This is a genomic window from Methylobacter psychrophilus (assembly GCF_025583945.1).
GTDB classification, from domain to species: domain Bacteria; phylum Pseudomonadota; class Gammaproteobacteria; order Methylococcales; family Methylomonadaceae; genus Methylobacter_C; species Methylobacter_C psychrophilus.
This window is the reverse complement of sequence record NZ_JAOEGU010000041.1, coordinates 1-23,614: the sequence shown is the minus strand read 5'-3', so window position 1 is coordinate 23,614 and position 23,614 is coordinate 1. Positions and strand designations below refer to the sequence as shown.

Sequence of the window (23,614 nt, the reverse complement as noted above, 5' to 3'; positions counted from 1 at the left end):
TCTCTAACGAAAATTGACAAATTGTTGGTTTTCATCTCATCATGAAAAGAAAGGAAGGTAATAACATGAACCAACAGAATAGAATCTTGTTTGCTGGTGATCCGCATGGAAATTTTAAGCCCTTGATAGCGGCTGCTCATAAATACCGGCCCGAAGCTATCATTTTACTGGGTGATTATGATCTGGATGTGCCGTTAGAAAGTTGTTTAAAGGAAATTGATGGCGTAACTGAAATTTGGTGGATTGCCGGAAATCATGATTTTGAATCGCCAGCAAAATACAATAATCTATTTAACTCCGCTTTTTCTCATAGAGACTTACACTTAAAAGTTACTGAAATAGCAGGCCTTAGAGTCGCCGGATTAAGCGGTGTTTTTCTTGGCAGGGTATGGTATCCACCGCAACAACCCAAATGGTTGGGTAAGCAGCATTACTTGCATAATCAGTCGGCTAGTGTCCAGAGTTCCGAGATGGCATTAAAATATAAATCAGCTATTTGGCATGATGAATTTGAGGCATTAAAGGCTCTGAAAGCAGATATATTAGTATCACATGAAGCCCCTGGATCTCATAGGCATGGTTTTAAGGTGATTGGTGAATTAGCGGCGGCAATGGGGGTAAAACATATTTTTCATGGCCATCTTCATGAAAATTATGCCAGTATTATCAGAAATAATATTAAAGTGAGTGGCGTCGCAAACGGTGCGGTAACGGATTTGTTTGGCAATATGCTAAGTGAAAAGTGACTTTAAATAGCTCTGGCTAAATCAGGCTTATTTGGTAACGCTTGGCATTGCCAGATAAGCCTGATTTAGCCAGGTTTTTAGCTTGAGGATTGATTGTTATCGACAATAATCTTGAGTGTTTGGCCGGGACGAAGACCTTTAACTAATATGGCTGCGTTGGATTTACGCAAGTCGGCAACAGAGACATTAAACTTTCTGGAAATTTGTGTCAGCGAGTCGCCTTGTCCCACCTTGTAACTGAATAGGCGGATTGACGATGACGCGCTGGCAAGTTGTGGGTTAATACTGTTGATGGTTAGTTTTCGGCCTGGAATTAGTGCTGTTTTTAAAGTAGCGCTGTTCCAGTTAGCAATGTCTTTCGGGGTGACAGAAAATCGTTGAGAAATATTAAAGAAGGTATCGCCTTTTTTTACCGTATAGACTTGAGTATTAATGGCTTTAGGTTTTGATACGCTGGCCAGTAGCGGGATACTATTTGATTTTGCTTCCGAAGGTATTTGTAAGCGCACCCCGGAATTAACGGAATTGCTGGTTAAATGATTGGCTTGGCGCAGTGATTGAATGGTTGTGTTGTTTCTATTGGCAATCGCGGCCAAATTATCTCCTGGTTTAACTTTGTATTGCACCAGGTTTGTTCTGATTCTATCACCGCCAAGTTGGGCTGTTTGTAGCTGATCCTGATTTTTGTCTTGGAAGCGTGGCTCGGTTGTCCGCTTTTCATTGTATTGTTTTATATCGACTCTTTCAGAATAGGGAAGCATCGCCAGATTATTTTTAAATGCTTGCGCTTGAGCTGCCGGAACCAACAGCCGATGCGGGCCTTCAGGAGCGGTGCTGGCGCGGCTAAAGCCGGGATTTAATTTTAAAAATGCATAGAGTGGTGTATTTGCAAGTTTCGCCGCTTTGTGCAAATCTAACGGGGATTTAATATCAACGACTTCAAAGTAAGGTTTATTGGGTATGTGTTGTAAATGAATATTGTATTCGTCAGCATGGGCAAATAATCTGGCAATAGCCAGTAATCTTGGCACATAGTCATCGGTTTCTTGAGGCAGGTCTAATGACCAATAATCAGTGGGTAGATTGAGATATTCATTTCTTTCAATGGATTTTCTGACCCGACCTTTCCCGCAATTATAAGAAGCAAGAGCCAGTAACCAATCGCCATCAAAATTTTCACTTAATTCTTTTAAGTAAGTGGTTGCAGCTTTTGTTGAAGCGTAAATATCGCGCCGACCGTCATACCAAGCATTTTGTTGAAGACCATATTCTTTACCTGTAGCGGGGACAAATTGCCAAAGTCCTGAGGCGTCAGCTTTTGAATAGGCATCAGGTACAAAAGCACTTTCTACAACGGGCAATAAAGCCAATTCGCCGGGTATGTTTTTGGCTTCAATTTCATCGAGAATATGGTGTAGATAGGGTTCTGCCCGTTGTTGAATTATTGCAAGAGAAGCGGGATGTTCCAAATACCAGTATAATTCACGGTCTATACGCGGGTTTTTAATGTCAGGCAATGAATAGAGTGACAACAACCGCTCCCAAACGGTATCTTTGTGCGTTGATGCGGTTTTGAATTTATGTTTGCGCAGGGTAGGATGGTACACATAGCCGTCATTTTGATTAGATTTGACAGGCATTTGGTCGTTAACGACCAGAGGCTCTTTGGGTGTATCTGAGCAACCGGTTACAATTAAAGATATCGAAATTAATAAAAAATTAATCGACCTGTTAAAATTAACGCGTGTCATCTTGAAGCCTAAAGGTATAGTTATTATTTTAGCTGAATTGTATCATTTTTCTGGATGAAAATCATTAACGTATGTTGTGTTGAGTGTGATTGATGAAACGAAATTTTTTGTTTGCGTGGTACCAAACCCCAAGAGGTAAGCTGTTAAAAGAGCTTGAAGCTGATTATTTGCAGAAATCAATTACTGTTAGTTGTCAACAAATTATTTTGCAAATTGGTGGCTTGGGCTGGGAGAATGACTTTATTGATTGCACTTTATACAAAAATTATACAATACTGGATACCAAAGGACTGGGCTGCGATGATGCAAGAAAAATCAGGGCGAGAGCCTATAGTTTACCGTTGCAAAGCGATAGTGTTGATATGATTATAATACCGCACTTGTTGGAGTTTGATACCCATCGGTTTCAGACTATGCGAGAAGTAGAGCGCGTTTTAAAGCCTGAAGGATTGTTAGTGGTATTAAATTTTAATCCCTGGAGTTTATGGGTCAGGTATCAATTTTTATGGGATAAAAAAATGGCTGATTCCTGGGGAGGGCACTTCATTTCCCGATCAAGAATCATGGACTGGTTAAAGTTATTAAATTTTGAAGTGACCGTATCTTCCGAGTTTAATTTAGATTCTATCAGTTCCAAACAGGGGAAATTAATAGGCTATGGCCAATCATTTTTTTCTACGGCTTATGCTGTTAAAGCCATAAAGCGACGCTACAATATCATTCCGTTAACGCCTGTGAAAAATGCAAATCCTCGATTGGCTTTAATCAATTCACTAAATCCGACAGCACAGATAAAAAAACATGAGTAGTATTGTAATTATTTATACCGATGGAGCTTGCCGTGGTAATCCAGGGCCGGGTGGATGGGGAGTGATTCTTGACTATAAAGGTATTATAAAAGAACTTTATGGGGCAGAAAAACATACGACCAATAATCGCATGGAACTGATGGCCGCGATACAGGCATTGGAATTATTAACAAAAGCTTGTTCCGTTCAGCTTAATAGCGACTCAAGTTATGTCTTAAAAGGTATCACTGACTGGATGCCCAACTGGAAAAAAAGAGGCTGGAAAACGGCTGCGAAAACACCGGTTAAAAATGAAGATTTATGGCGTAGACTGGATGCAAGCATTGCCAGGCACAAGATTGAATGGAAGTGGGTAAAAGGTCATTCTGGCGATATAGGTAATGACCGGGCTGATGCCTTGGCTAATCTTGGCATCGATACCTTGTAATCAGATAAGAGGGTTAAAGGTGAAAGAATAAGCTTCTACTCAGTCACTTTTTAACCACTTGCACCTTGGAGGCTGTCCGAGAATAGGAGTCATAGCGAGGGGAAGCTATTTTGAGTCATTTGAGGCCGATAGTTGTTCTATATATTTTCAGATAAATAATTTTATGTCGACAGATACGATCCCTTCAAGGGGTGTTATCTGTATGAGCTTACAGCTACGCTAATTGGAAATTTAAATTCTGAAAGTTTATATTAAAAAAATAGTGCCAAAATAGTTTTTCCGCAGTCGGTTTTCTATTCTCGGATAGCCTCCTTTAGCCTTATGGCTTATTTTTTACTGCCCATCAGGTTTTTGAGGTCTGCAAATGGATTATGGCTACCCATTGAGACACTGGCCCGATTACTGGACTGCAAATTACCGAAGCGGGTTTCTTCATAACGTGAATGTTCATTATCGTGACAATAAAGACATAATAATTCCCAGTTACTGCCATCGGCAGGATTATCATCGTGGTTGTGATTTTTATGATGAACGGTTAATTCAGTCAGATTGGTATGGGTAAATTCACGGGTGCAACGACCACATATCCAAGGATAGAGCTTAAGTGCCTGACCACGATAAGATTGCTCCCTGATTTCCTGATTACGTCGGGCATCGGTAACAATCTGGTTTAGTTTGTCTTTATCGAGTGATGTCTTTTTTAATGTCATAAAATTGTTTTTGTCTGTAAATAAATTGTTGGTAAAACGCTCCGACCACCGGTTTTATTCGACTATTTTTATCAGCCAGCCGTCAGTTCCTTTACATTGATTTGGGCCATCGGCAGCAATACTAATTCTGGCAAAGTCGCCTTTTAAAGTATCGGGCAGTGTTCCAGTTACCAGAAAACTCTGGTTTTTAGGTGTAACCGTGACCTCTACCGGCTGATTTTTTACCGTGACGATAATGCTGTCAGGGTTGGTATTTGCGGAGGCGATAAAAGAAAAAGCTGATTTTGACGCAACTTCAGCATTGCTGATCGGGCTAAATTCGCTAAATTTTGGTTTGTCACAGGCTTTTGTGCTACTGCTGCTGCCATAAGACCAGACGTTACCGCTAATAATCATTAACGTTACCAGCCATAATGTTTTGTATGATTTCATCACTGAGTCTCTCTATTTTTGTTTTGTGTCATTATTCAATGGTTGTCGGTTTTAAGTTTAGCAAATTATCGTAAACGTTCATATAAGCTGTCATCATTCTGTTCAGGCTAAATGTTGACTCACATCCGGTTCTTCCTGCTTTACCATGACAAAGCAAAATATTGGGGTTATCCAAACAGTATTTAAAGGCTTCTGTCAGCCATTGCTGTTGGATTTTGTTTTTGGACCAGATAGCCGGTTTGGTTATGGATAACCAATTCCGGATTGCCACCTACGTCGGTCGCTATTACCGATAATTCTGTCGTCATGTCTTTAAGAATGGTATTGGATATGCATTCCTTAATAGAAGGCAGTACAAATAAATCCAGATTTTGCATGATATCAGCGATATCATTTCTTTCGCCTGCAAACCAAATCAGCTTATCAATATTAGCTTCGAGACTTAATTCGCAAAGTTTTGGCAGAATATACATTGGATTGAAATATAGACTTTCAGAAATTAAATTTCCAGTCGCATCGCTGTAAACTCCTACTGATAACATCCCTTCAAGGGATGTTATCAGTTAGCATCGAAATTATTTATCTGAAAATCTATAGTTGAAATTACGATAAGTCACACAGCTCAGTAGCCACTGACTGCACAGCATTGGTTTGTTGTAGCCACAGGTCAAGGTCAGGGTTTTGCAATAATTTTTCCGTAAACTGACAGGCCTGAGCCAGATGGTTTTTTGCCGACGTACTTAAACCTTCACCCAATTCAAGTTTTTCGGCTTTGATGCTCAGTAAAAAACACGGCGGTGGCATTTGTTTTTTTATTGACTGATACACGGCTAAAACCGCAGCAGGACTCATGGCGTGAGTGGTGTAGCTTTTATCTCTGGCAGGTTCAAGTTGGGCAAAGTCAAACGCCTCGACACAAGAAACCGAGGCATCAACAAATAATACCAGCAATCTGTTTTCCAAATCCAGCGCATGTTCAATTTGTAGCTGAAAGTCACTCAGTATTTCAATGTCTTGCAAATTACAGTGGCTTTCAACATATTCCAGTAATAACGGCCCTAGTGCGTCATCGCCACGACTAAGGTTGCCATAGCCAAATACAAGTACCGGTTTAAGCATTATTTGGCCGTTCAATTTGACCGCTACTATGTTTCACCAGTTTATCAATCAAGTTACCTTCAGCATCAATTAATTCCAGTTGTAACGGCATTTTTCCCATCGCATGGGTCGCGCAGGACAAGCAAGGATCATAAGCGCGAATAGCTACTTCCAGATTATTTAACAATGGTTCGGTTAATTCCCGACCCGATAAGTATTCTGCCGCCACTTGCCGAACGGATTCATTCATCGCCATGTTATTGCTGGTGGTCGAAACGATTAAATTGGCTTTGGTGACAATATCATTCTCATCGACTTGATAATGATGGAACAGCGTGCCACGTGGTGCTTCAATAACGCCGACACCTTCATAGCGTTTCTCACCTTGCGCCACTAAATCATGGCCCATGATGTCAGGGTCATGGAGCAGTGTTTTGATGCTTTCGGCGCAATGTAGGGTTTCAATTAAACGTGCCCAATGAAAAGCCAGCGTACTATGAACCATCGCTTCGTTGCTGTGCGCTTTAAATTCTACGCGAGCGGCTTCTGCCAATGGCGTGTTAATGTAATCACAGTTATTGACTCTGGCCAACGGCCCCACACGATACCAGCCGTTTTCCTTGCCCATCGATAACAGGTAAGGAAATTTCATGTAAGTCCAGGAGCGTACTTCTTCATGGATATAATCGTTATATTGGCAATAATCGACATTATCCATAATCATTTTGCCATCAGCATCTTTCGCGCGAATACCGCCATGATAAAGTTCCAAGGCACCATCGGGTTTGGTTAAGCCCAGGTAATTGGTACGTATGGTGCCAAAGTCATCATAATAGGGCAGGTTGGAGCAATGTACTTTTTTAATGAGTGCGACCGACGCTGCCGACCACTCAATCATTTGGTCAATATCTTCCAGTAAATAATCACGTTCAGCTTTGCTTAAAGATTTATTCACGCCGCCAGGAATCGCACAAGTACCGTGAATCCGTTTACCGGAGACCATGCGTATTACTTCCTGACCATATTTGCGCAGCTTTACACCCTGCACACCAAGGTCGGGATATTCACTTAGTACGGCAATAACAGAACGTTTACTGATATCGCTTTCAAAACCAAACAATAAATCAGGGCTGGATAAATGAAAGAAATGCAGGGCATGAGATTGCAGTACTTGTCCAAAATGCAGTAAACGTCTCAATTTATCGGCGGATACCGGTAAATTTTCAGGATCAATCCCGACTAGTTGGTCTATGGCTTTAGCAGCGGCTAAATGATGGCTTACCGGACAAATGCCGCATAAGCGTTGCACCAAAACCGGCAACTCCCAATAGGGACGGCCTTGGATAAAACGTTCAAAGCCACGAAACTCAACGATATGCAATCTGGCTTGTCGAACTTTATTATCAGCGTCCAATAATAAGGTGACCTTGCCATGTCCTTCAACGCGAGAGACGGGATCAACAACGACGCGTTTCAGGTTTTCTGTATTTTTGGCGGTTTCTAAATGTTCGTACATGATAATTCTCTAAAGTTGGTTGGAACAACAAGACTGTCCAGCTTGTATCGGAGGGCAAGCGACTGTCCCATAAGAGCAAAAAACACAACAATCACCCTGTTTAGGTTTTAATAATGTCTGGCAATGGGTGCATTGGTAAAAATACAGGCAGGCATCCGTTGGCATAAGTTCTTGTTTTTCAAAGTCACATTGAGGGCATTTAATGACTGATTTTAAAATTAGTCCTGTCATAACTTGATCTTGGTACTGTAGGTATTTGCCGGATTACGCAATTGCCGCTGCTTTGCTTTTCATCACTGCTCCATACGCAATGCTACCTTACATCAAGCATTGCAGGATGTACTGAGTTACGAAGCACATCCTACAGGACTGACTCAATCATAATGCACCAGCTCATAAGGTAACGACGGCTCACGACCGTCAATCAAATCAGTCAAAAATTTCCAGAATACATCGGCTGAAGGCGGGCAACCGGGTAAAAAATAATCTATTTTCACCACTTCATGAATCGGACGCACTTTATCCAGTAATAAGGGTAGTTCAGGATCGCTGGGGATTTGTGCATTTTCAACACCTATGCCATTGATATAAGCTTCATTCAGGCATTCTTCCAAAGGGATAAAATTACGCATCGCCGGTAAACCGCCGTTAATAGCGCAAGCGCCGACCGCAACCAGAATTTTGCAGTTTTTTCGAAATTCACGCAAGACATGAACATTTTCGGAATTACACACGCCACCTTCTATTAAACCAATATCGCAGTTTGTGCAGTGTTCTATATCGGTAATGGGTGAACGGTCAAATTCAACGTGTTCCACCAGCTGTAACATGCGCTCATCAATATCAAGAAATGACATGTGACAGCCAAAGCAACCTGCCAAAGACGTGGTTGCGACTCTAATTTTATTTGTCATGTTGAGAATTCTCCGAAGCTAAACTGACTTGATCAATTTGTTGATGATCGTAAATACGTTCACCAATAGGTACTTGATAAGCGGTTCGCTTAATCAAAATTGCGCCAGTTGGACAAATGTGTGCCGCTTGGTCCGTAGCTTCTATATCGGTATCTTTTAATAGTCCGCTTTGGGCATTAACAATCAGGTGTTTATTAAGTCCGCGCCCACTAATGGCAAACACATCTTTACCATCTTTTTGCTGACTGGCCCTAACGCAAAGCGTACAAAAAATGCAGCGATTATGATCAATCATGACCTCCGCATGAGAAGCATCCAATTCCCGGTTGGGATAAAACAGCGGGAAATGGTTATCGAGCATATTCAAATGATAAGCAACGGCCTGTAATTGGCAATTACCGGTTTTTTCGCAGGAAGGACAAAAATGATTACCTTCCACAAACAGCATTTGGGTAATAAGCCGCCGGTCATCGGTTAATTCTTGGGTATTATTAAGTACATCCTGACCGTCCACAGCCGGAAAAGTACAGGCCGAACAGGTGCGCCCGTTTACTTTTACCGTACACAGTTTGCAACTGCCATGTGGTGTAAATTCGGGATGATGGCATAGATGCGGAATATAAACACCGGCTGCTGTTGCAGCTTCCATGATGGTCTGCCCCTCTTCAAAAGGGATAGTATTACCATCAATAGTGATTAATTTGCTCATGATTATTCCTCTGCTTGGGCTAAATGTGCACTGGCATCGTTACGTTTGGCCAATCGTCTGGCTGTTTCCAGCGCACCATCCAAATCAAATCCTGGTTCATAACTAATTTTTTTCAAGCGGCTTTGATATAATTCGGGGTAGCGCTGCAAGGTTGATAGTACCGGGTTAGCTGCGGTCTGTCCGAGGCCACAATGGCTCTGGGTCTTGACTAGCTGACAGAGTTCTTCAAGTGCCACCACATCACCGGCTGAGCCATGACCGCCAATAATTTTATCCAGCTGTTTTTTTAATAACGAAGTACCAACCCGGCAGGGTGTACAAAAACCGCAACTTTCATGTGCAAAGAAATGGGTGAAATTATTAACAATTTCAAGAATGTTTCGACTGTCATTAAAAACAATAAACGAGCCGCCAGTGGCTAGATCTTCAAAAGCCAGTTGCCGGTTGAACTCCTTATTGGAAATAAACGTACCTGATGGACCACCTATTTGTACGCCCAGCACATCGCTTGCTCCACAATCATTAAGAACTGTCTGGATAGTCGTACCGAAAGGATATTCATAAATTCCGGGTTGAGAGCAGTCCCCGCAAATACTTAAAATCTTGGTGCCTTTTGATTTTTCTGTACCGACGTTGGCAAACCAGTCGCCGCCGTTTACAGCAATACTGGCGGCTGCCATAAAGGTTTCAACGTTGTTAACTACCGTGGGTTTACCTAAATAGCCTTGAGTAACCGGATAAGGAGGGCGGTTGCGAGGGATACCCATTTTGCCTTCCAGCGACTCTATCAATGCCGATTCTTCACCGCAGATATAAGCACCTGCCCCGAGGCAAATTTCAATATCAAAATTAAGCCCTTCTTTAAGAATATTGCTGCCCAATAAACCAGCCTGCCGACGCTCATCCAATACCGCTTGCAACTTCTCATAAAGATGCAGATATTCGCCGCGTAAATATAAAAAGCCTTGTTGGGCGCCGATAATGGCGGCACATAAGGTCATACCTTCAAATACTTCATGGGCATAAGAATTTAACAGAACCCGGTCTTTAAAAGTACCCGGTTCGCCTTCGTCAGCATTACAAACCACATAGCGTTGTTGCTGCCGATGTGTAGCGATATCGCAAAAGGAATCTTCTTCAGGGCCTTCATAACAAAGATGCCATTTCCAGGCGGTGTTATAGCCAGCTCCGCCACGGCCACGTAACTCCGCAAAGCTGATTTCCGCTAACGTTTCTGGTACGCCACGTTTATACATGGCTCTTAGGGCAGTACCCGGTTGGATAGGATTAGCCAGCAGTAAGCCCGGCTGATAAATATTATCTTCGACAAGAAATAACTCGGCGGGCCATTCATTGAGTGGTTTTTGTTGATTAATTAAATCGCTGATCAGGTCAAGCCGGGGACGATCAAGGCGTGTTAAGGCATGGCCATTAACCAGGCCTGCCGGGCCTTGATCACACATGCCTGTACAGGACGTGTTGTCCAGACTGACAACGCCATCTTGCCGAACATCACCAACGGCAACTTTTAGTTTTTCCGCTAAATAACTGATCAGATTTTTCTTGCCCGACATATGGTCAGTAATGGAGTCACTAATTAACAGTTCGTATTGTCCGCGCGGAGATAGATGAAAAAAACTGTAGAATTCAACAACACCGATAATCTGGGTGCGGGAAATGTTTAGCAACTGGGCTAACTGTTCTATCGCCTCTTGCGGAATGTAATGATACTGTGATTGAACCGATCGTAAAATAGGTAATAAATGCGTTGGCTGATAGCGATGTGTTTCTGCGAGATCCTGAATAAATTTTTTCATTTTATTGCCCTGGCCTGATCTTTATGAATACTAGCTGATGTGATTATAGTGGATTGTCAACACAAGTCATCAACAATAGAAAAAAATAAAATGCCCCGTGTTCTTAAGCGATATCCAATAATAAATAGATCAATATGCTGCATGATTTTTACTCACCTTGTGTTGAACGGGTTATGTATGAAAAATGGTTGTTACTGTAAAAATAGTTTTTTTATCAAAGGGATAGCCAGCTTGATTTATTCATCGGAATAAAAGTAGCACACCATCGGGCACATATGCTACGGAACGTGATAAAAAGAAGATTCCCCGTATAATCAACCTTATGTCATGGCAGGTAGGTCGTATACCAACACAAATATACCCTATTTCAGATGGAGCAGATCGCATCCCAATAGAAATATGTTGTACTTCAATGGGAACAGACTGTACTCCAAGAAAAATACGTTACTTGCAACTTGCAGTCGATCATATTCCAATAAAAACTCGCCTTAAGACAATTTAAATAATAGGTATTCCCATAGTGATAATTCTTGTTTTAACGAGAACAGTAAACATTCCAGCAAAAGCAGGTCGGATTTCCAGTGAAACAAAAGGCATGTCAATAAAAACATGGCTGGTTTCAATAAAAAAAGTATTTTACACATCGCATAAAGCTATGGAATAATTTAACCACACTTTAATTGTTTTTATTTATTTAATTAACTATTTAAAGGAGCTCAGTATGAAAAAAATCAAAGTGCTATTGGATTTTATCAAATTATCAATAGCAGAAAAAATCGCTTTTTATCGTAATATTATTGCCAAATTAACCGACAATCCAACCTATCCAACGCCCGAGGTGCCCTTAACGAAGGCTAAAGCGGCAGTAGATGCACTGGAAGCGGCTTTTGTCGCTTCGCGTGATGGTAGTCATAGCGCTATTTCCGCCATGCACGATAATGAAGTTGCAGCGAATGCTATTTTTTATAAATTGGCGGCGTATGTCGAAAAAGTGGCTGAAGGCGATGAAACTAAAATTTTAAGTAGCGGCTTTCATGAATCCAGACAACCCATATCACGTCAAAAACCCCAGTTATCGGCAGCAGACGGTGCCAATACCGGTAGTGTAAAGTTGATTGCCAAAGCCGTGGATAGAGCGGGTGCTTACATTTGGCAGTCTGCAAAAGAGAGTTTACCTGTGGAAGACAGTGAATGGGTATTGGTTGCAACGGGAACCCGCTCTTATCATGAGATTTCCGGGCTTACGGTAGGCGGTAAGTATTATTTTAGGGTAGCCGCTGTAACGCCGGACGGTACCGCCGACTTTAGTGCACCGGTATTAAAGGTGGTAGTGTAAATCTTGATTTTTAAATAACTTACCGTAAAGAATACCTTTACGGCTGCTGATTTTCTTGGCTTTACGTCACCAAATGTGAAGTATGATCGCAAAGCCGGCCTTGAGCGCCGTTAGCCTTTATTGTTGGAGTTTAAGGTTAACTTTGGTTCGTTTTTTAATTAGCAAGACTCCGTGTATTTGGTATCACTTTTATATTCCATGGTAAATTACAAAACTCAAAAACCGGATTACTCTAAAGTCTATGTGCCCGGTTGCGGCTGACTATCTCTCTCTCTTAAAAAAAAGGGGAGTGCAAATCGATGGGGCAGGGGCAGATTTATTCAAACAATCTCCAGGGCCCAAGCCCCTTCAAGAAAGCGTTGATTTGTTTTAGTGGGCAGTTGGCACCATGAATTGCCAAAGACAAGTTTCGACACACACTGCCGTCATTTGGATATTAATTTAAACTTCCCGATACTATAGATTTTCAGATAAATAATTTCGATGCTAACGGATACCATCCCTTCAAGGGATGTTATCCGTGTAAGTTACACGGATTGTGTAGTGGAAATTTAATTTCTGAAAATCTATAGTCATTGATAGTGTGATTCTATAAACCCTGATCGGCCCAGTCAAAAAAAGAGCCCGCAACAGGACATTTCTTAATTATGTTTACCAGAGTACAATTTCGGATTAATGGGGTTAATCCGACTCCATCTATGCGATTAACGCGATTAGAAATCAGCATATAGATTTTCAGATAAATAATTTCTATGCTATCGGATACCATCCCTTTAAGGGATGTTATCCGTGTAAACTAAATTATCATGTTATGGGGGTTTAATTTCTGAAAGTCTATAGTCCAAATATTTGCCCTCAACAAACTCCAATAATGTTAGCAATCATTAAATTACTTGATTTATTACTTCTTGAGTTAACACTTTTTTTTATGTTATTGTGCTGGTGCCTTACAGTGTTTATTTCGCCAGGATGCTATACACTCGATGTTCAAGTTTTTTTAGCTTGACTGGGACGAACCCAGATAAATCAAGGTGTTTTCATCAATAGACTCAAGCGCCACATGATCTCAATCATGGCTGTGAGGCTTGATTCAATGGGCTTCTCTAAAATCAAAAATTAAAAACTTGAACATCGAGTATACAGACATTCTTGCAGGTGTAGTTATAGTAGTCCTATTATGCCCTGCCTATTGTTTTTGTAATTCATAAGGCTCTTGGTGATGATTAAATATTGGATCATTGGTTTGATCGGGATATTCAGGAGCAGATGAAACTTCTGCTGACAAAGATGCAGAAACTACAATCAGACAAGTAGCCAAAGCTAAACCAAGATAAGTATGTTCATTCATAACCATTCTCTCTTGTGATAATTATTAAAAAACTAATTTTTATACTGATCCGCTATAGTTATACTTCCTGTACTATTTCGTGACCGAAGATAAGTAAGTTATAACAACCAAGAGCCATAGTTCCATCAAAAATTTAAAAACATTCTAATCAAAAAATTAACTGTAGTCTGTATGCTATCGCTTATAAGGAAGTGTATTGGCATACGTATGCGTATATAATTCTGCCATTGATATACTCAGAATACGGTAGAAAAATACGCTTATTCTGTTTTTAACAAGTCACTTAATGCCCAAAAAAGGTTTTGCCAGATAAATTGTTAAGGTTTATTACTCAAAACATTGCATTATCGGTATTTTTATAAAAGTATTAGCAGTTGGCAAAGTTAATTGAAGATATACTTCGAGCGGTCAAGATTGCGGGTTTTTAAACGTGTTGAATACCAAATATTACAAGGGTTTAATGTGTTTCTGTTTTCCGCATCCGTGACCGCGCGGATTACAACAACTGGTCGTAAGACAAATGTAGCTGCTTAACGTTATTTTTATTCTGACAACTAACCATTATTATTATAATATTTATTTAGCAAATAGCCGCAGGGCATACAAAAATCATGTACACTCGGCGTAAAGATATTGCAGGATATACCCTGATCGAAGTATTGGTCACCATCACTATAGCCGGGATTCTATCAGGAATTGCAATTCCCAGTTTTACTTCCATTATCAGAAGCAATCAATTGACAACCTACGCTAACGACTTGGTAACGGCCTTCAATTTTGCCCGTAGCGAGTCAGTAAAGCGAGGCGTACAATTGACAATCAGGCGCAAAGGTCTAAGCAACGGACAATGGGAAGGCGGCTGGGATATATTTGTAGATTTAAATGGTAACGAATTTCTTGACGATACCAATTCAACTCCCTGCGAAAGTAACACCAACGGATCACTCAAGGAAGATTGTTTATTAAAAACCTATGAGGCTTTGCCTGACGGCTATACATTAAGAATCGGTACCAGCACATACAAAGATTACGCGGCTTATTTACCTAGTGGCTTAAGCAAGGTTGTTGTTAGCGATATTTTCAGATTATGCAATGGCACCGATAATACCCTATCCCGTGCAATCAAGATTAATGCCATTGGTCGTACCCAAGTTTCAATAGGTACTTCATCTTGTCCGTAATAAAATTAATGTCATATCATTATTAAAACATCGCGTTATGTACAAAAACAGTGGCTTTACCCTAATCGAAGTTCTGATTGCCATGTTGGTGCTGGAGGTGGGTTTGCTTGGTCTGGCCGGTTTGCAAGTTGTCAGTCTCAGAAACAGCCAAAGCGCCTATAACCGTAGTCAAGCCACACAACTAAGCTACGATCTGGCCGACAGAATGCGTGCCAATTCCACAGGACAAGCGGCCTATACCTCGATTCTTCCCAGTTCAGCGACAGCAAAAACCAATTGTCTACCCACAACCATGCCAACTAACGGCTGCAGTTCCATGGAAATGGCAGAGAACGATCTTTATGAATGGAATCTTACTGTTACCACTATCATGCCCAGTGGTATGGGCACCATAACCGTTGCCGCTAATATATTTACCGTTAGTATTACCTGGGATGACGACAGGGATGGCAATGACACCAATAATCCCGTATTTCAAACCCGCTTTCAATTATGAGCAATAAATTCTATCAAACCGGTATGACGTTGATAGAGCTGATGATTGCGTTATTGATAGGCGCGTTTTTGTTAGGTGGAGTTATACAGATTTTTATTGGTAGCCAACAAACCTACAGAATGCTGGAAAACTTATCAAGATTGCAGGAAAACGGCAGGTTTGCGCTGGATTTTTTAGCCCGGGATATTCGTATGGCAGGTTTTCTGGGCTGTTCCGATTCAATAACACCGAATGTTATTATTGACCCTAAAAATCCTAATCCTAACCCCTTGCCCCCAACACTTTCGTTCGCTACTGCTCATGCCATTCTTGGCGATAATAATATTGTCAATAATTGGAACACTAATGCTTGTGGCACCAACGCCTGCATTACGGGTACCGATGCTGTAACATTTTACTCAGGCAGTTCTTGTGGCGGGCAGTTAACCGGCAATATGGCTAGCAACAATGCCAATATACAGATAAATGCAGCTAATACCTGCAATATAAGTGCTTATGATGTACTGATTATTTCCGATTGTAGTGCGGCGGATATTTTTATTGCATCCAGTGCTTCATCAGGCAGCGGCACGCAAACCATTGCGCATGCCAACAATCAAAATACCGATAACAAGCTTAGTAAAGCCTACGGTGCAGATGCAGAAATTTTTGCTTTTAATGCCTCATCCACTTATTTTATTCGTGCAGATGCAAGCGGACAGCCGGCTTTATGGCGATTCAATAATGCGAAAGCCGTCACTATCGACAATCCGGTTGAACTTATTGAAGGCGTCGAAAATATGCAGGTTTTATATGGCGCAATGACTAACTCAACGCCACCCAATTACTACTATACAACAGCAAATAATGTGGCTGATATGGCCAAAGTCGTCAGTGTTCGTATTAGTCTGTTGCTGGCTTCCGATGACAACATCACGGTACAGTCTGTGCCATATACTTATAATGGTACGACTACGACACCTACAGATCGAAAAATAAGACATGTTCTTACTACGACAATTGCCTTACGTAACCGGTTGCCATGAAATGAAGCGAGAATGAACAATCTACCCATAATTCGGCTCCGCTCACTACCCGTGAACGCAGCTAAGCAAGTCTCCAGTAACAATAAGCAATTGCACAGTATCGACGCGCATCAATCCGGTGTGGTATTGGTAATCAGCTTAATTATGCTGTTACTGCTAACACTAATCGGTACATCAGGCATGCAAACGACGTCATTAGAAGAAAAAATGGCCAGTAACATACGTGATCGAAATTTGGCTTTTCAAGCGGCGGAATCGGCCTTAAGTGCCGCTGAAGCGAGCCTGGATTCACCCGCTGTATTACCAGTATTTACCGTTGCCGGTACCGGGGGCTTTTATTTGGACAGTGACCCGGCCAATCCTAACCCGACTGCCGCCATAATTTTGACCGATGCCTTTTGGGCCGCTAATCCTGTCGGTACATCGTCAGTCAGTACATTAGGCAATGGAATTACCACCCCGGTATATATCATTCAACAATTGGCAGCCGCCTGTTTTGGCAACTGCCCTCCCGATTCAACGTCAACGCCTTATAGAATTACCGTTAGAGCCACTGGCTCTTCAACAAAAACAGTAGTTATATTGCAATCAATTTACTCACCCATTTAACATTTATTACTCAGAATTTTGGCTATAGACTTTCAGATAAATAATTTCGATGCTAACGGATACCATCCCTTCAAGGGATGTTATCCGTACGGGCTCAAAATTTAATGTAATGGAAATTTAATTTCTGAAAGACTCTATATAAATCCTGTCAGGCCCCCGTCTCATCGGAGATTTGTAATGCATGCTTTTAAATATAAAGATTACCCAAGCCATAAAGACTTGTTGCCCAGACTATTACTCAGCTTACTGCTTGGACTTGTCGCCAATACCAGTCATGCCGGCATTGCCGCTTCACCATTATTTCTCACCATCAGCGTAACACCTGTCGTGATGTTAAATATCTCCAAGGATCAGCAACTATATTTTAAAGCCTTTGACGATTATTCTGATTTGGATAATGACGGTATCCCTGAGACAACATATAAGCATAGTGTTGACTATTATGGCTATTTCGACAGCTACAAATGTTACAGTTATACCAATAATCGGTTTGAACCTGGCTCGACAACAGCCAACAAATATTGCAATGGTTTGTGGAGTGGCAATTTTCTAAATTGGGCCAGCATGACCCGTATTGATACCATCCGCAAGATTCTTTATGGCGGTTTGCGTTCTACTGACATCGGTACTACAACAACCACCACCACAGGACAGGGGAGTAACAAAATTACCATCACGACGACCACTCCTGGAATGACTGTTTTGGAACGTAGTTATTTACCCAATGATGCTCACAGTTTTGCCAAATTTTACAGTGGTTCAGATCTTGCCAGTCTCACCCCCTTCACATCGACAAGTGGTATTACGCTTTGCAATACGACTGTCTCTGGTACAAAGCTTTCCCAAAATGTTAGTGATGCCCCACTAATCCGGGTAGTTAAAGGCAACTACTCACTGTGGGCCGCTAATGAACGCTGGCAATGCCGCTGGTCAGGCGAAAAAGCGGCTTCAAATAGCAATGTATTTGCTGACTCAGGTATTAATGCTGCCAGTAATAACCCTAATAAAACCACTAATGGTTTAGGGGACTATAATGTCAGAATAAAAGTTTGCGACAGTAATTACATCGGGACAGAAAATTGTAAAACCTATCCTGACGGCACATTAAAGCCAATCGGTTTGCTGCAAGCCTATGGTGATGAGGATAAATTGCGCTTTGGCATGATGACGGGGTCTTTTGGCAAAAATAAATCGGGCGGAGTCTTGCGTAAAAATGTTTCTTCCATCACTAACGAAATTAATGTTACGAGCAATGGCACCTTCAAATTGGCTCCCTCAACGGGAGGGATCATTAATACACTGAATCGATTAAGAATACATGGGTACCGTCATGATGACGGTACCTATTTTGGTACGACAGGAAGTAATAATTGTACGTGGGGCCTAAATATTTTTAGCGACGGGAATTGCAGTAATTGGGGTAACCCCCAAGCTGAAATATTCCTGGAATCTTTACGTTATCTATCTAATCACAGTGCCTTATCTACCTATCTTCCTGCCAATTCTAATACTGACTCGACGTATATTTCAGGCTTAACCATCGCGACTGCCAATAACCCTACCATTAGTGCGACTGAATGGTGTTCAAAATTGAATGTCATCCAGTTTAATGCCAGTATCAGCTCATACGACGGCGATCAACTTGGTGGTGTAGCAGATATTAGTACGACAGCGATGAATGCGTTAACCAATACCGTTGGCAGCTACGAAGTTAATGCTGGAAACAGCTATTTTGTTGGTGAAAATGGTATTAATAAAAATCAGTTATGTACGGGAAAACCCGTCAATAATCTAAGTGATGTAAAAGGCATTTGTCCCGATGCACCGCGTCTTTCCGGGACTTACCACATTGCCGGGCTGGCTCAGTTTGCCCATAACAATGACATTCAACTCACCTTGCCAGGTAAACAGTTGGTGACGACCTATGGGGTTGCACTATCTGCTCAAGCCCCCAAGATTATAATTCCGGTGCCAGACAGTGTCGGCAATAAAACAGTAACTCTATTGCCAGCCTGTCAAAATTCAGGTATTGGTGGTAACTGCACCATTGTTGACTTCAAGATTGTTCATCAAGATTGCAACCAACTTTCTCCAATACCTTCCGCCTCGAACTGTGGAAAGATTTATGTTAATTGGGAAGACAGTGAACAAGGTGGTGACTTTGACCAGGATCAATGGGGCATTCTCACTTACAAGGTAAGTTCAACTCAAGTCCAAATTTCGACAAAGGTGATTGCCCAATCGACCCCCTATAAAATGGGCTTCGGTTATATTATTAGCGGCACAACCAAGGACGGTTTTCATGCCCACTCTGGTATTAATGACTACGACTATAACGATCCTCAAGGAACAACGGCCTGTACTAATTGTATACTCGGAAATGCAGCCAGTACGGCAACCTACACCATTGGTTCGGGCTCGGCTCTTAGCTTGCAACAACCGCTTTATTACGCAGCTAAATGGGGCGGCTTTATCGATAGCAACAATAATGGCATACCTGACCTACAAGCAGAATGGGATAGTGATGGCGATGGTAAGCCGGATCGTTATTTTTTTGCCACTAATCCCAGTGAATTAGCCAGTTCTTTAAGTGTTGCTTTTGCCAACGTAGTTGCAACCAGTGCCTCTGCTTCTGCTGTAGCAGCAAATTCTACACGCCTTGACACTGGAACTCAGGTCTATCAGGCTAAATTTAAATCAACTGACTGGAGTGGTCAATTACAGGCTTATAGTGTTAATACTGGTACTGGCGGATTAACGCCAACTTGGGAAACATCGACTTTGATTCCTGCTTATGGTCTGCGTAAAATATATACTTATAATTCCTCAATGGCTGTAGGCCAATGGGGCGTATCTTTTGGGTGGAACAATCTAAGCAAAGATAATGATACTCCCGCTCCGTTACCCTTTTCACAGCAACATTATCTGCATACGTTAAATGGGATTGTTGATAACAACGGATTGTTAAGACTTAACTGGTTGCTTGGCGATGATACTAATGAGAAAACCACAACAAATCCAGCTGGCATTTTTAGGGATAGAGCGAGTCTGTTGGGCGATATTGTGAATTCTGACCCCGTCTATGTAGGGAGTGAAGATTCTGGTTATAGTAACTTACCGGGTATAGGTACCGCGTACAGTACTTTTCTTGCCAACAAAGGCAGTCGACGGCCCATGCTTTATGTAGGAGCCAATGATGGCATGCTACATGGATTTGATGCTGGTAGCACCGGCAGTGGTGGGCAGGAAATATTCGCTTACATACCCAATGCTTTATTCCCTGAATTAAGTAAACTAACATCCCCCGGCTATGTTCATCAGTATTTTGTCGATGGCATGTCTGCAGCAGGTGATGTCTATTATGGTTCGGCCTGGCACACACTGCTTGCTGGCACCACTGGCGCAGGAGGGCGTGCAGTGTTTGCGCTGGATATTACTAATCCTGACGCTTTTGGCGCCAGTAGCGCATTGTGGGAATTTACCAATACCAGCAAACCAGACGGTACTCCCAATCCCGATGGTGGTGATTTGGGCTATACGTTGGCGCAACCTTCAGTGGTAAGAATGCAGGATGGTCATTGGGCAGTGATTGTTGCCAACGGTTATAACAGCGATTATGGTCATGCCGTGTTATTTATCTTTGATGCCAGTACCGGTGCAGTTTTACAGAAAATTGATACCGGCGCAGGGCCTACCACGACTAAAAATGGGCTGTCATCACCGATGGCCGTTGACACAAATAACGACCTTAGTGTTGACACCATTTATGCTGGAGATTTACACGGTAATTTATGGAAATTTGATGTGTCTGGTAGCGCTGGCAGTTGGCCGGTGCCAAGTACCCCATTCTTTGTGGCGTGCTCAACAGCGGGGGGAAGTTGTAGCGAAGCTGATCGCCAACCTATTACCAGCAAACCCAACATAGGCCCGGTAGGTGTCTCAGGGGCTGATCAAAACGGAGTCGGTCTGATGGTTTATGTTGGAACCGGTAAATACTTTGAAGACGGCATCAATGGCGATAATATTGTCGGTGTCAATCCACCCGTGCAATCTTTTTATGGCTTATGGGACAAAGGACTGGCAATAACAGATCGAAGCTTGCTGAAAGAGCAAACTATCGATTTTGAGGGTATCGCAATGACCTTGGGAGGAACGCCAAGCACGAACCCGGTTCGTGTTGTTTCAAAAAATACGGTGTGCTATGCCACTACTGCCGTTGGTTGCGCTTCAAGTCCGTTAAAGTTTGGTTGGGCATTAAATTTGCTCACACCACCCAATAACACGGCTGAAGGTGAACGGGTTGTCAGTTTTCCGCTTGTTCGTCGGGGCTTGGTCATATTTGCGACAGTCATTCCTAGTCCTGATCCCTGTGAATCCGGCGGTAATTCACGATTAATGGAACTTGATGCCTTAAGTGGCGGGGAATCTGGTGGCGTTGCTTTTAACGTAAATGGAAATGGTATCATTGATGCCAATGATTTTGTCATAATTGCCGGTGTTAAACACGTTGCGTCAGGTATTAATTTAGGAATTGGCATTACTAAAACACCTGCGGTAGTAACATCTAATTCAGTTGACTACAAATACCTTAGTAGCTCAACCGGGCAAATGGGTACTGTTATTGATACTGGAGGTGCCGGTATCAGTGGTATTGGCGGTAGCGGTATCCGCAGATCTTGGCAGCAATTGAAGTAGCTAAATAAGGTTGATATCAAAAACAGATGCTTTAAGTGATACGGTTTTGTCCGGCTTATTTTTGAATACCATACAGATGACAGTAATACGATAAAAAGTATGCAAAAAATACAACCAGGTTTTACGCTTATTGAGCTAATGGTTACGGTATCCATTATCGGAATTTTAGCGAGTATTGCTATTCCCAGTTATCATGAAAGTGTGATGAAATCACGTCGGGCAGATGCTAAAGGCGCATTACTGGGCTTTGAGAATGCGATGGAACGCTATTTTACCGTACATAATAAATATACCAGTGCTGCAGACGATGGTGATGATACTGGTGCTCCAGACCCTACTGTTTTTTCAGCAACAAGCCCGGTAGAGGGTGGAACCCCTTATTATAATTTAACCATTAGCGAAGCGACTACCAGTACCTATACGCTGAATGCCTCGCCAACCGGCGTTCAAGTCAATGATAGATGTGGTATTTTGACGTTGACTCATACTGGCGTTAAAGGCGTTATTAATACAACAGGAGCAACGGCAGCCAATTGTTGGTAAAGTCTGGTTTAGGCTCAAGTTTAAATTAGATGCGTGATTTTATTGGTTGCTAATAGTTGTATTTTAATGGGCTGAAAAAGAAAACGTTGAAAATAAACAAATTGGACGATTTTAAAAATGAAAGTTACTCAACTTAATTACTGATATTACGCAACCTTAGGCGATTTCCTGCGTTGTTCTAGCTTCTGCATCCTTGCAGTCGTTGCAAATAAACAAAAATTCTGTGCCACTTTGGGTATATTTTTTCTTTGAGTAGGTTGTGGAATGTCGGTTTGAAGATATCAATAGTAATAAAAAGCATGACAGGATTGTACCCCGTCATGCTTTTATTACTGCTTGTTGTTAAATTACGGTAGCCGTAAAGTTAATCAGTTAACTGATCAACAAGTAGCCATGAACCCCTAAGTCATCAGTGATTTGTCCAACAATAAAATGCGTATTGGTACCATTGATAATTTGAGTATTTAAATCCGCCAAAGAAGACGCGCCAAATTGAGCCAAGGTATGTCCGGTCAGTGTCAAAGAGTTTAACGCGGAATTGGTCGCGCCACTGACAGAGCCATCTGGTAGCAAGTTCTGGATATGTAAAGTCAAGCCGGTATAATCGGTTGCGCCGCCAGTGTTAAAGTCGGTAAACCCGGCATTAATCGTGCTCACGCCTTTAACCCAACCCCAAATCGTGGCTTTATCCTGACCTTGAGTAAAATCAGTCAGCGTTGACCATGTCACCCCCGTTGCTCTGCCATCCATAAAGAAAGTATTGATACCATCGCCACCACTCAAAAAACTGGAGCCGGTTGAACCATCAAGAACATCATTACCGCCACCACCATTGGCTGCTTTATTACCTGTGCCGGCCAGCTTGATAAAATCATTGCTGGTACTGCCGATAATGACGGCATCAGCTGACTTGTCAATTATCTGATATTTCAAATCCAAATTCTGGCCGGAATTTTGTACATACGCCTCAGGTTTAATATAGGTATTGGTACCGTTGCCAAATGATTTGAACAAGTCTGCAACCGGTTCAGCGGTCAATTGAACGGGTGTAATATCCAGTGTCGCTGTGGCTGCCACCGACCCTGCAGTCGGACTGACACTATCGGTAATGGTGTAGTTAAAACTCACCGATGTAGCATCATTTAATAACGGCGTATAGCTCCAGGTACCATTGGCATTGTCGACCAAAGTACCATTACTTGACGCAAGGCTAAGGCCGGTAGCGGTAAGGGTATTAGCATCCAAATCAACTGCATTGCCCAGCAACTCGGCTTGCGTAATTACGCGGGCTTGGCTGTGCTCGAGAATTGATGCCAAGGTGACGGCAGAAGTCGTCGGCGCATCATTAACATTAACGACGGCAGTGGTTGCAGTGCTGGTTACAATTTCAGGGGTACCTAACAGGTCAGTATAGCCGGCTGTTACAGTAATGGTTTTATCGACTTGTGCTTG

The 23,614-nt window shown here is 42.1% G+C and carries 22 protein-coding genes; 10 read left to right on the top strand and 12 right to left on the bottom strand.

All coding sequences use genetic code 11. The annotated features are described in order from the left end of the window. Positions 1–65: 65 nt before the first annotated feature. A complete protein-coding gene (locus N7974_RS15555; RefSeq protein WP_262966506.1) occupies positions 66–746 on the top strand; it encodes a metallophosphoesterase family protein in 681 nt (226 codons plus the stop codon). 77 nt (positions 747–823) lie between these two features. On the opposite strand, the gene N7974_RS15550 is transcribed toward N7974_RS15555, so the two are convergent. Further along, positions 824–2,497, bottom strand: a complete 1,674-nt coding sequence (locus N7974_RS15550; protein ID WP_262966505.1) for a lytic transglycosylase — start codon at positions 2,495–2,497, stop codon at positions 824–826. A gap of 92 nt (positions 2,498–2,589) precedes the next feature. On the opposite strand from N7974_RS15550, the gene N7974_RS15545 reads away from it, so the two are divergent. Then, on the top strand, positions 2,590–3,306 hold the full coding sequence (locus N7974_RS15545) for a class I SAM-dependent methyltransferase (RefSeq protein WP_262966504.1): 717 nt from the start codon (positions 2,590–2,592) through the stop codon (positions 3,304–3,306). Then, positions 3,299–3,733 carry a ribonuclease HI gene (gene rnhA / locus N7974_RS15540; RefSeq protein ID WP_262966503.1) on the top strand — a complete coding sequence of 145 codons (435 nt, stop codon included), beginning with the start codon at positions 3,299–3,301 and terminating at the stop codon, positions 3,731–3,733. The genes N7974_RS15545 and rnhA overlap by 8 nt, the downstream gene beginning before the upstream one ends. A gap of 326 nt (positions 3,734–4,059) precedes the next feature. Here rnhA and N7974_RS15535 read toward each other — a convergent pair whose 3' ends face one another. From N7974_RS15535 to N7974_RS15495, 9 genes are all read right to left on the bottom strand, one after another. Next, the gene (locus N7974_RS15535; RefSeq protein WP_262966502.1) at positions 4,060–4,443 is read right to left on the bottom strand and encodes a YajD family HNH nuclease; all 384 of its coding nucleotides are present in this window, start codon (positions 4,441–4,443) and stop codon (positions 4,060–4,062) included. 54 nt (positions 4,444–4,497) lie between these two features. Then, the gene (locus N7974_RS15530; RefSeq protein WP_262966501.1) at positions 4,498–4,875 is read right to left on the bottom strand and encodes a hypothetical protein; all 378 of its coding nucleotides are present in this window, start codon (positions 4,873–4,875) and stop codon (positions 4,498–4,500) included. 182 nt (positions 4,876–5,057) lie between these two features. Next, positions 5,058–5,348: a glycosyltransferase gene (locus N7974_RS15525; protein ID WP_262966500.1), complete on the bottom strand. Its 291-nt coding sequence runs from the start codon at positions 5,346–5,348 to the stop codon at positions 5,058–5,060. A 130-nt stretch (positions 5,349–5,478) separates the two neighbouring features. Further along, positions 5,479–5,994: a hydrogenase maturation protease gene (locus N7974_RS15520; protein WP_262966516.1), complete on the bottom strand. Its 516-nt coding sequence runs from the start codon at positions 5,992–5,994 to the stop codon at positions 5,479–5,481. Beyond that, positions 5,987–7,489 carry a Ni/Fe hydrogenase subunit alpha gene (locus N7974_RS15515; RefSeq protein ID WP_262966499.1) on the bottom strand — a complete coding sequence of 501 codons (1,503 nt, stop codon included), beginning with the start codon at positions 7,487–7,489 and terminating at the stop codon, positions 5,987–5,989. The genes N7974_RS15520 and N7974_RS15515 overlap by 8 nt, the downstream gene beginning before the upstream one ends. 9 nt (positions 7,490–7,498) lie before the next feature. Next, positions 7,499–7,720: a GDCCVxC domain-containing (seleno)protein gene (locus tag N7974_RS15510; protein ID WP_262966498.1), complete on the bottom strand. Its 222-nt coding sequence runs from the start codon at positions 7,718–7,720 to the stop codon at positions 7,499–7,501. A gap of 143 nt (positions 7,721–7,863) precedes the next feature. After that, on the bottom strand, positions 7,864–8,403 hold the full coding sequence (locus tag N7974_RS15505) for an NADH-quinone oxidoreductase subunit B family protein (protein WP_243218814.1): 540 nt from the start codon (positions 8,401–8,403) through the stop codon (positions 7,864–7,866). Next, on the bottom strand, positions 8,393–9,112 hold the full coding sequence (locus tag N7974_RS15500) for a 2Fe-2S iron-sulfur cluster-binding protein (protein WP_262966497.1): 720 nt from the start codon (positions 9,110–9,112) through the stop codon (positions 8,393–8,395). Before N7974_RS15500 ends, N7974_RS15505 begins: the two co-directional genes overlap by 11 nt. 2 nt (positions 9,113–9,114) lie before the next feature. Next, on the bottom strand, positions 9,115–10,929 hold the full coding sequence (locus tag N7974_RS15495) for an NAD(P)H-dependent oxidoreductase subunit E (RefSeq protein ID WP_262966496.1): 1,815 nt from the start codon (positions 10,927–10,929) through the stop codon (positions 9,115–9,117). Between the two features lie 721 nt (positions 10,930–11,650). Between N7974_RS15495 and N7974_RS15490 the strand changes: the two genes are divergently transcribed. After that, complete coding sequence (locus N7974_RS15490) at positions 11,651–12,265, top strand: fibronectin type III domain-containing protein (protein ID WP_262966495.1); 615 nt, start codon at positions 11,651–11,653, stop codon at positions 12,263–12,265. A gap of 1,186 nt (positions 12,266–13,451) precedes the next feature. Here N7974_RS15490 and N7974_RS15485 read toward each other — a convergent pair. Beyond that, positions 13,452–13,613 (bottom strand): hypothetical protein, encoded by a 162-nt coding sequence (locus N7974_RS15485; RefSeq protein WP_262966494.1) that lies wholly within the window; start codon positions 13,611–13,613, stop codon positions 13,452–13,454. Positions 13,614–14,224: 611 nt separating this feature from the next. On the opposite strand from N7974_RS15485, the gene N7974_RS15480 reads away from it, so the two are divergent. From N7974_RS15480 to N7974_RS15455, 6 genes are all read left to right on the top strand, one after another. After that, entirely contained in the window at positions 14,225–14,794 is a 570-nt protein-coding gene (locus N7974_RS15480) for a GspH/FimT family pseudopilin (RefSeq protein WP_262966493.1), read from the top strand. Positions 14,795–14,831: 37 nt separating this feature from the next. After that, the gene (gene pilV / locus N7974_RS15475) at positions 14,832–15,290 is read left to right on the top strand and encodes a type IV pilus modification protein PilV (RefSeq protein WP_262966492.1); all 459 of its coding nucleotides are present in this window, start codon (positions 14,832–14,834) and stop codon (positions 15,288–15,290) included. Next, complete coding sequence (locus tag N7974_RS15470; protein WP_262966491.1) at positions 15,287–16,315, top strand: PilW family protein; 1,029 nt, start codon at positions 15,287–15,289, stop codon at positions 16,313–16,315. Before pilV ends, N7974_RS15470 begins: the two co-directional genes overlap by 4 nt. A 12-nt stretch (positions 16,316–16,327) precedes the next feature. Continuing rightward, on the top strand, positions 16,328–16,924 hold the full coding sequence (locus N7974_RS15465; protein ID WP_262966490.1) for a pilus assembly PilX family protein: 597 nt from the start codon (positions 16,328–16,330) through the stop codon (positions 16,922–16,924). A 177-nt stretch (positions 16,925–17,101) separates the two neighbouring features. Beyond that, positions 17,102–21,619: a pilus assembly protein gene (locus N7974_RS15460; protein ID WP_262966489.1), complete on the top strand. Its 4,518-nt coding sequence runs from the start codon at positions 17,102–17,104 to the stop codon at positions 21,617–21,619. 99 nt (positions 21,620–21,718) lie between these two features. Next, positions 21,719–22,162, top strand: coding sequence for a type IV pilin protein (locus tag N7974_RS15455; RefSeq protein WP_262966488.1), 444 nt, complete (start codon positions 21,719–21,721; stop codon positions 22,160–22,162). Between the two features lie 372 nt (positions 22,163–22,534). Here N7974_RS15455 and N7974_RS15450 read toward each other — a convergent pair. Beyond that, on the bottom strand, positions 22,535–23,614 hold a 1,080-nt coding region (locus N7974_RS15450), incomplete at its 5' end, for a cadherin-like domain-containing protein (protein ID WP_262966487.1).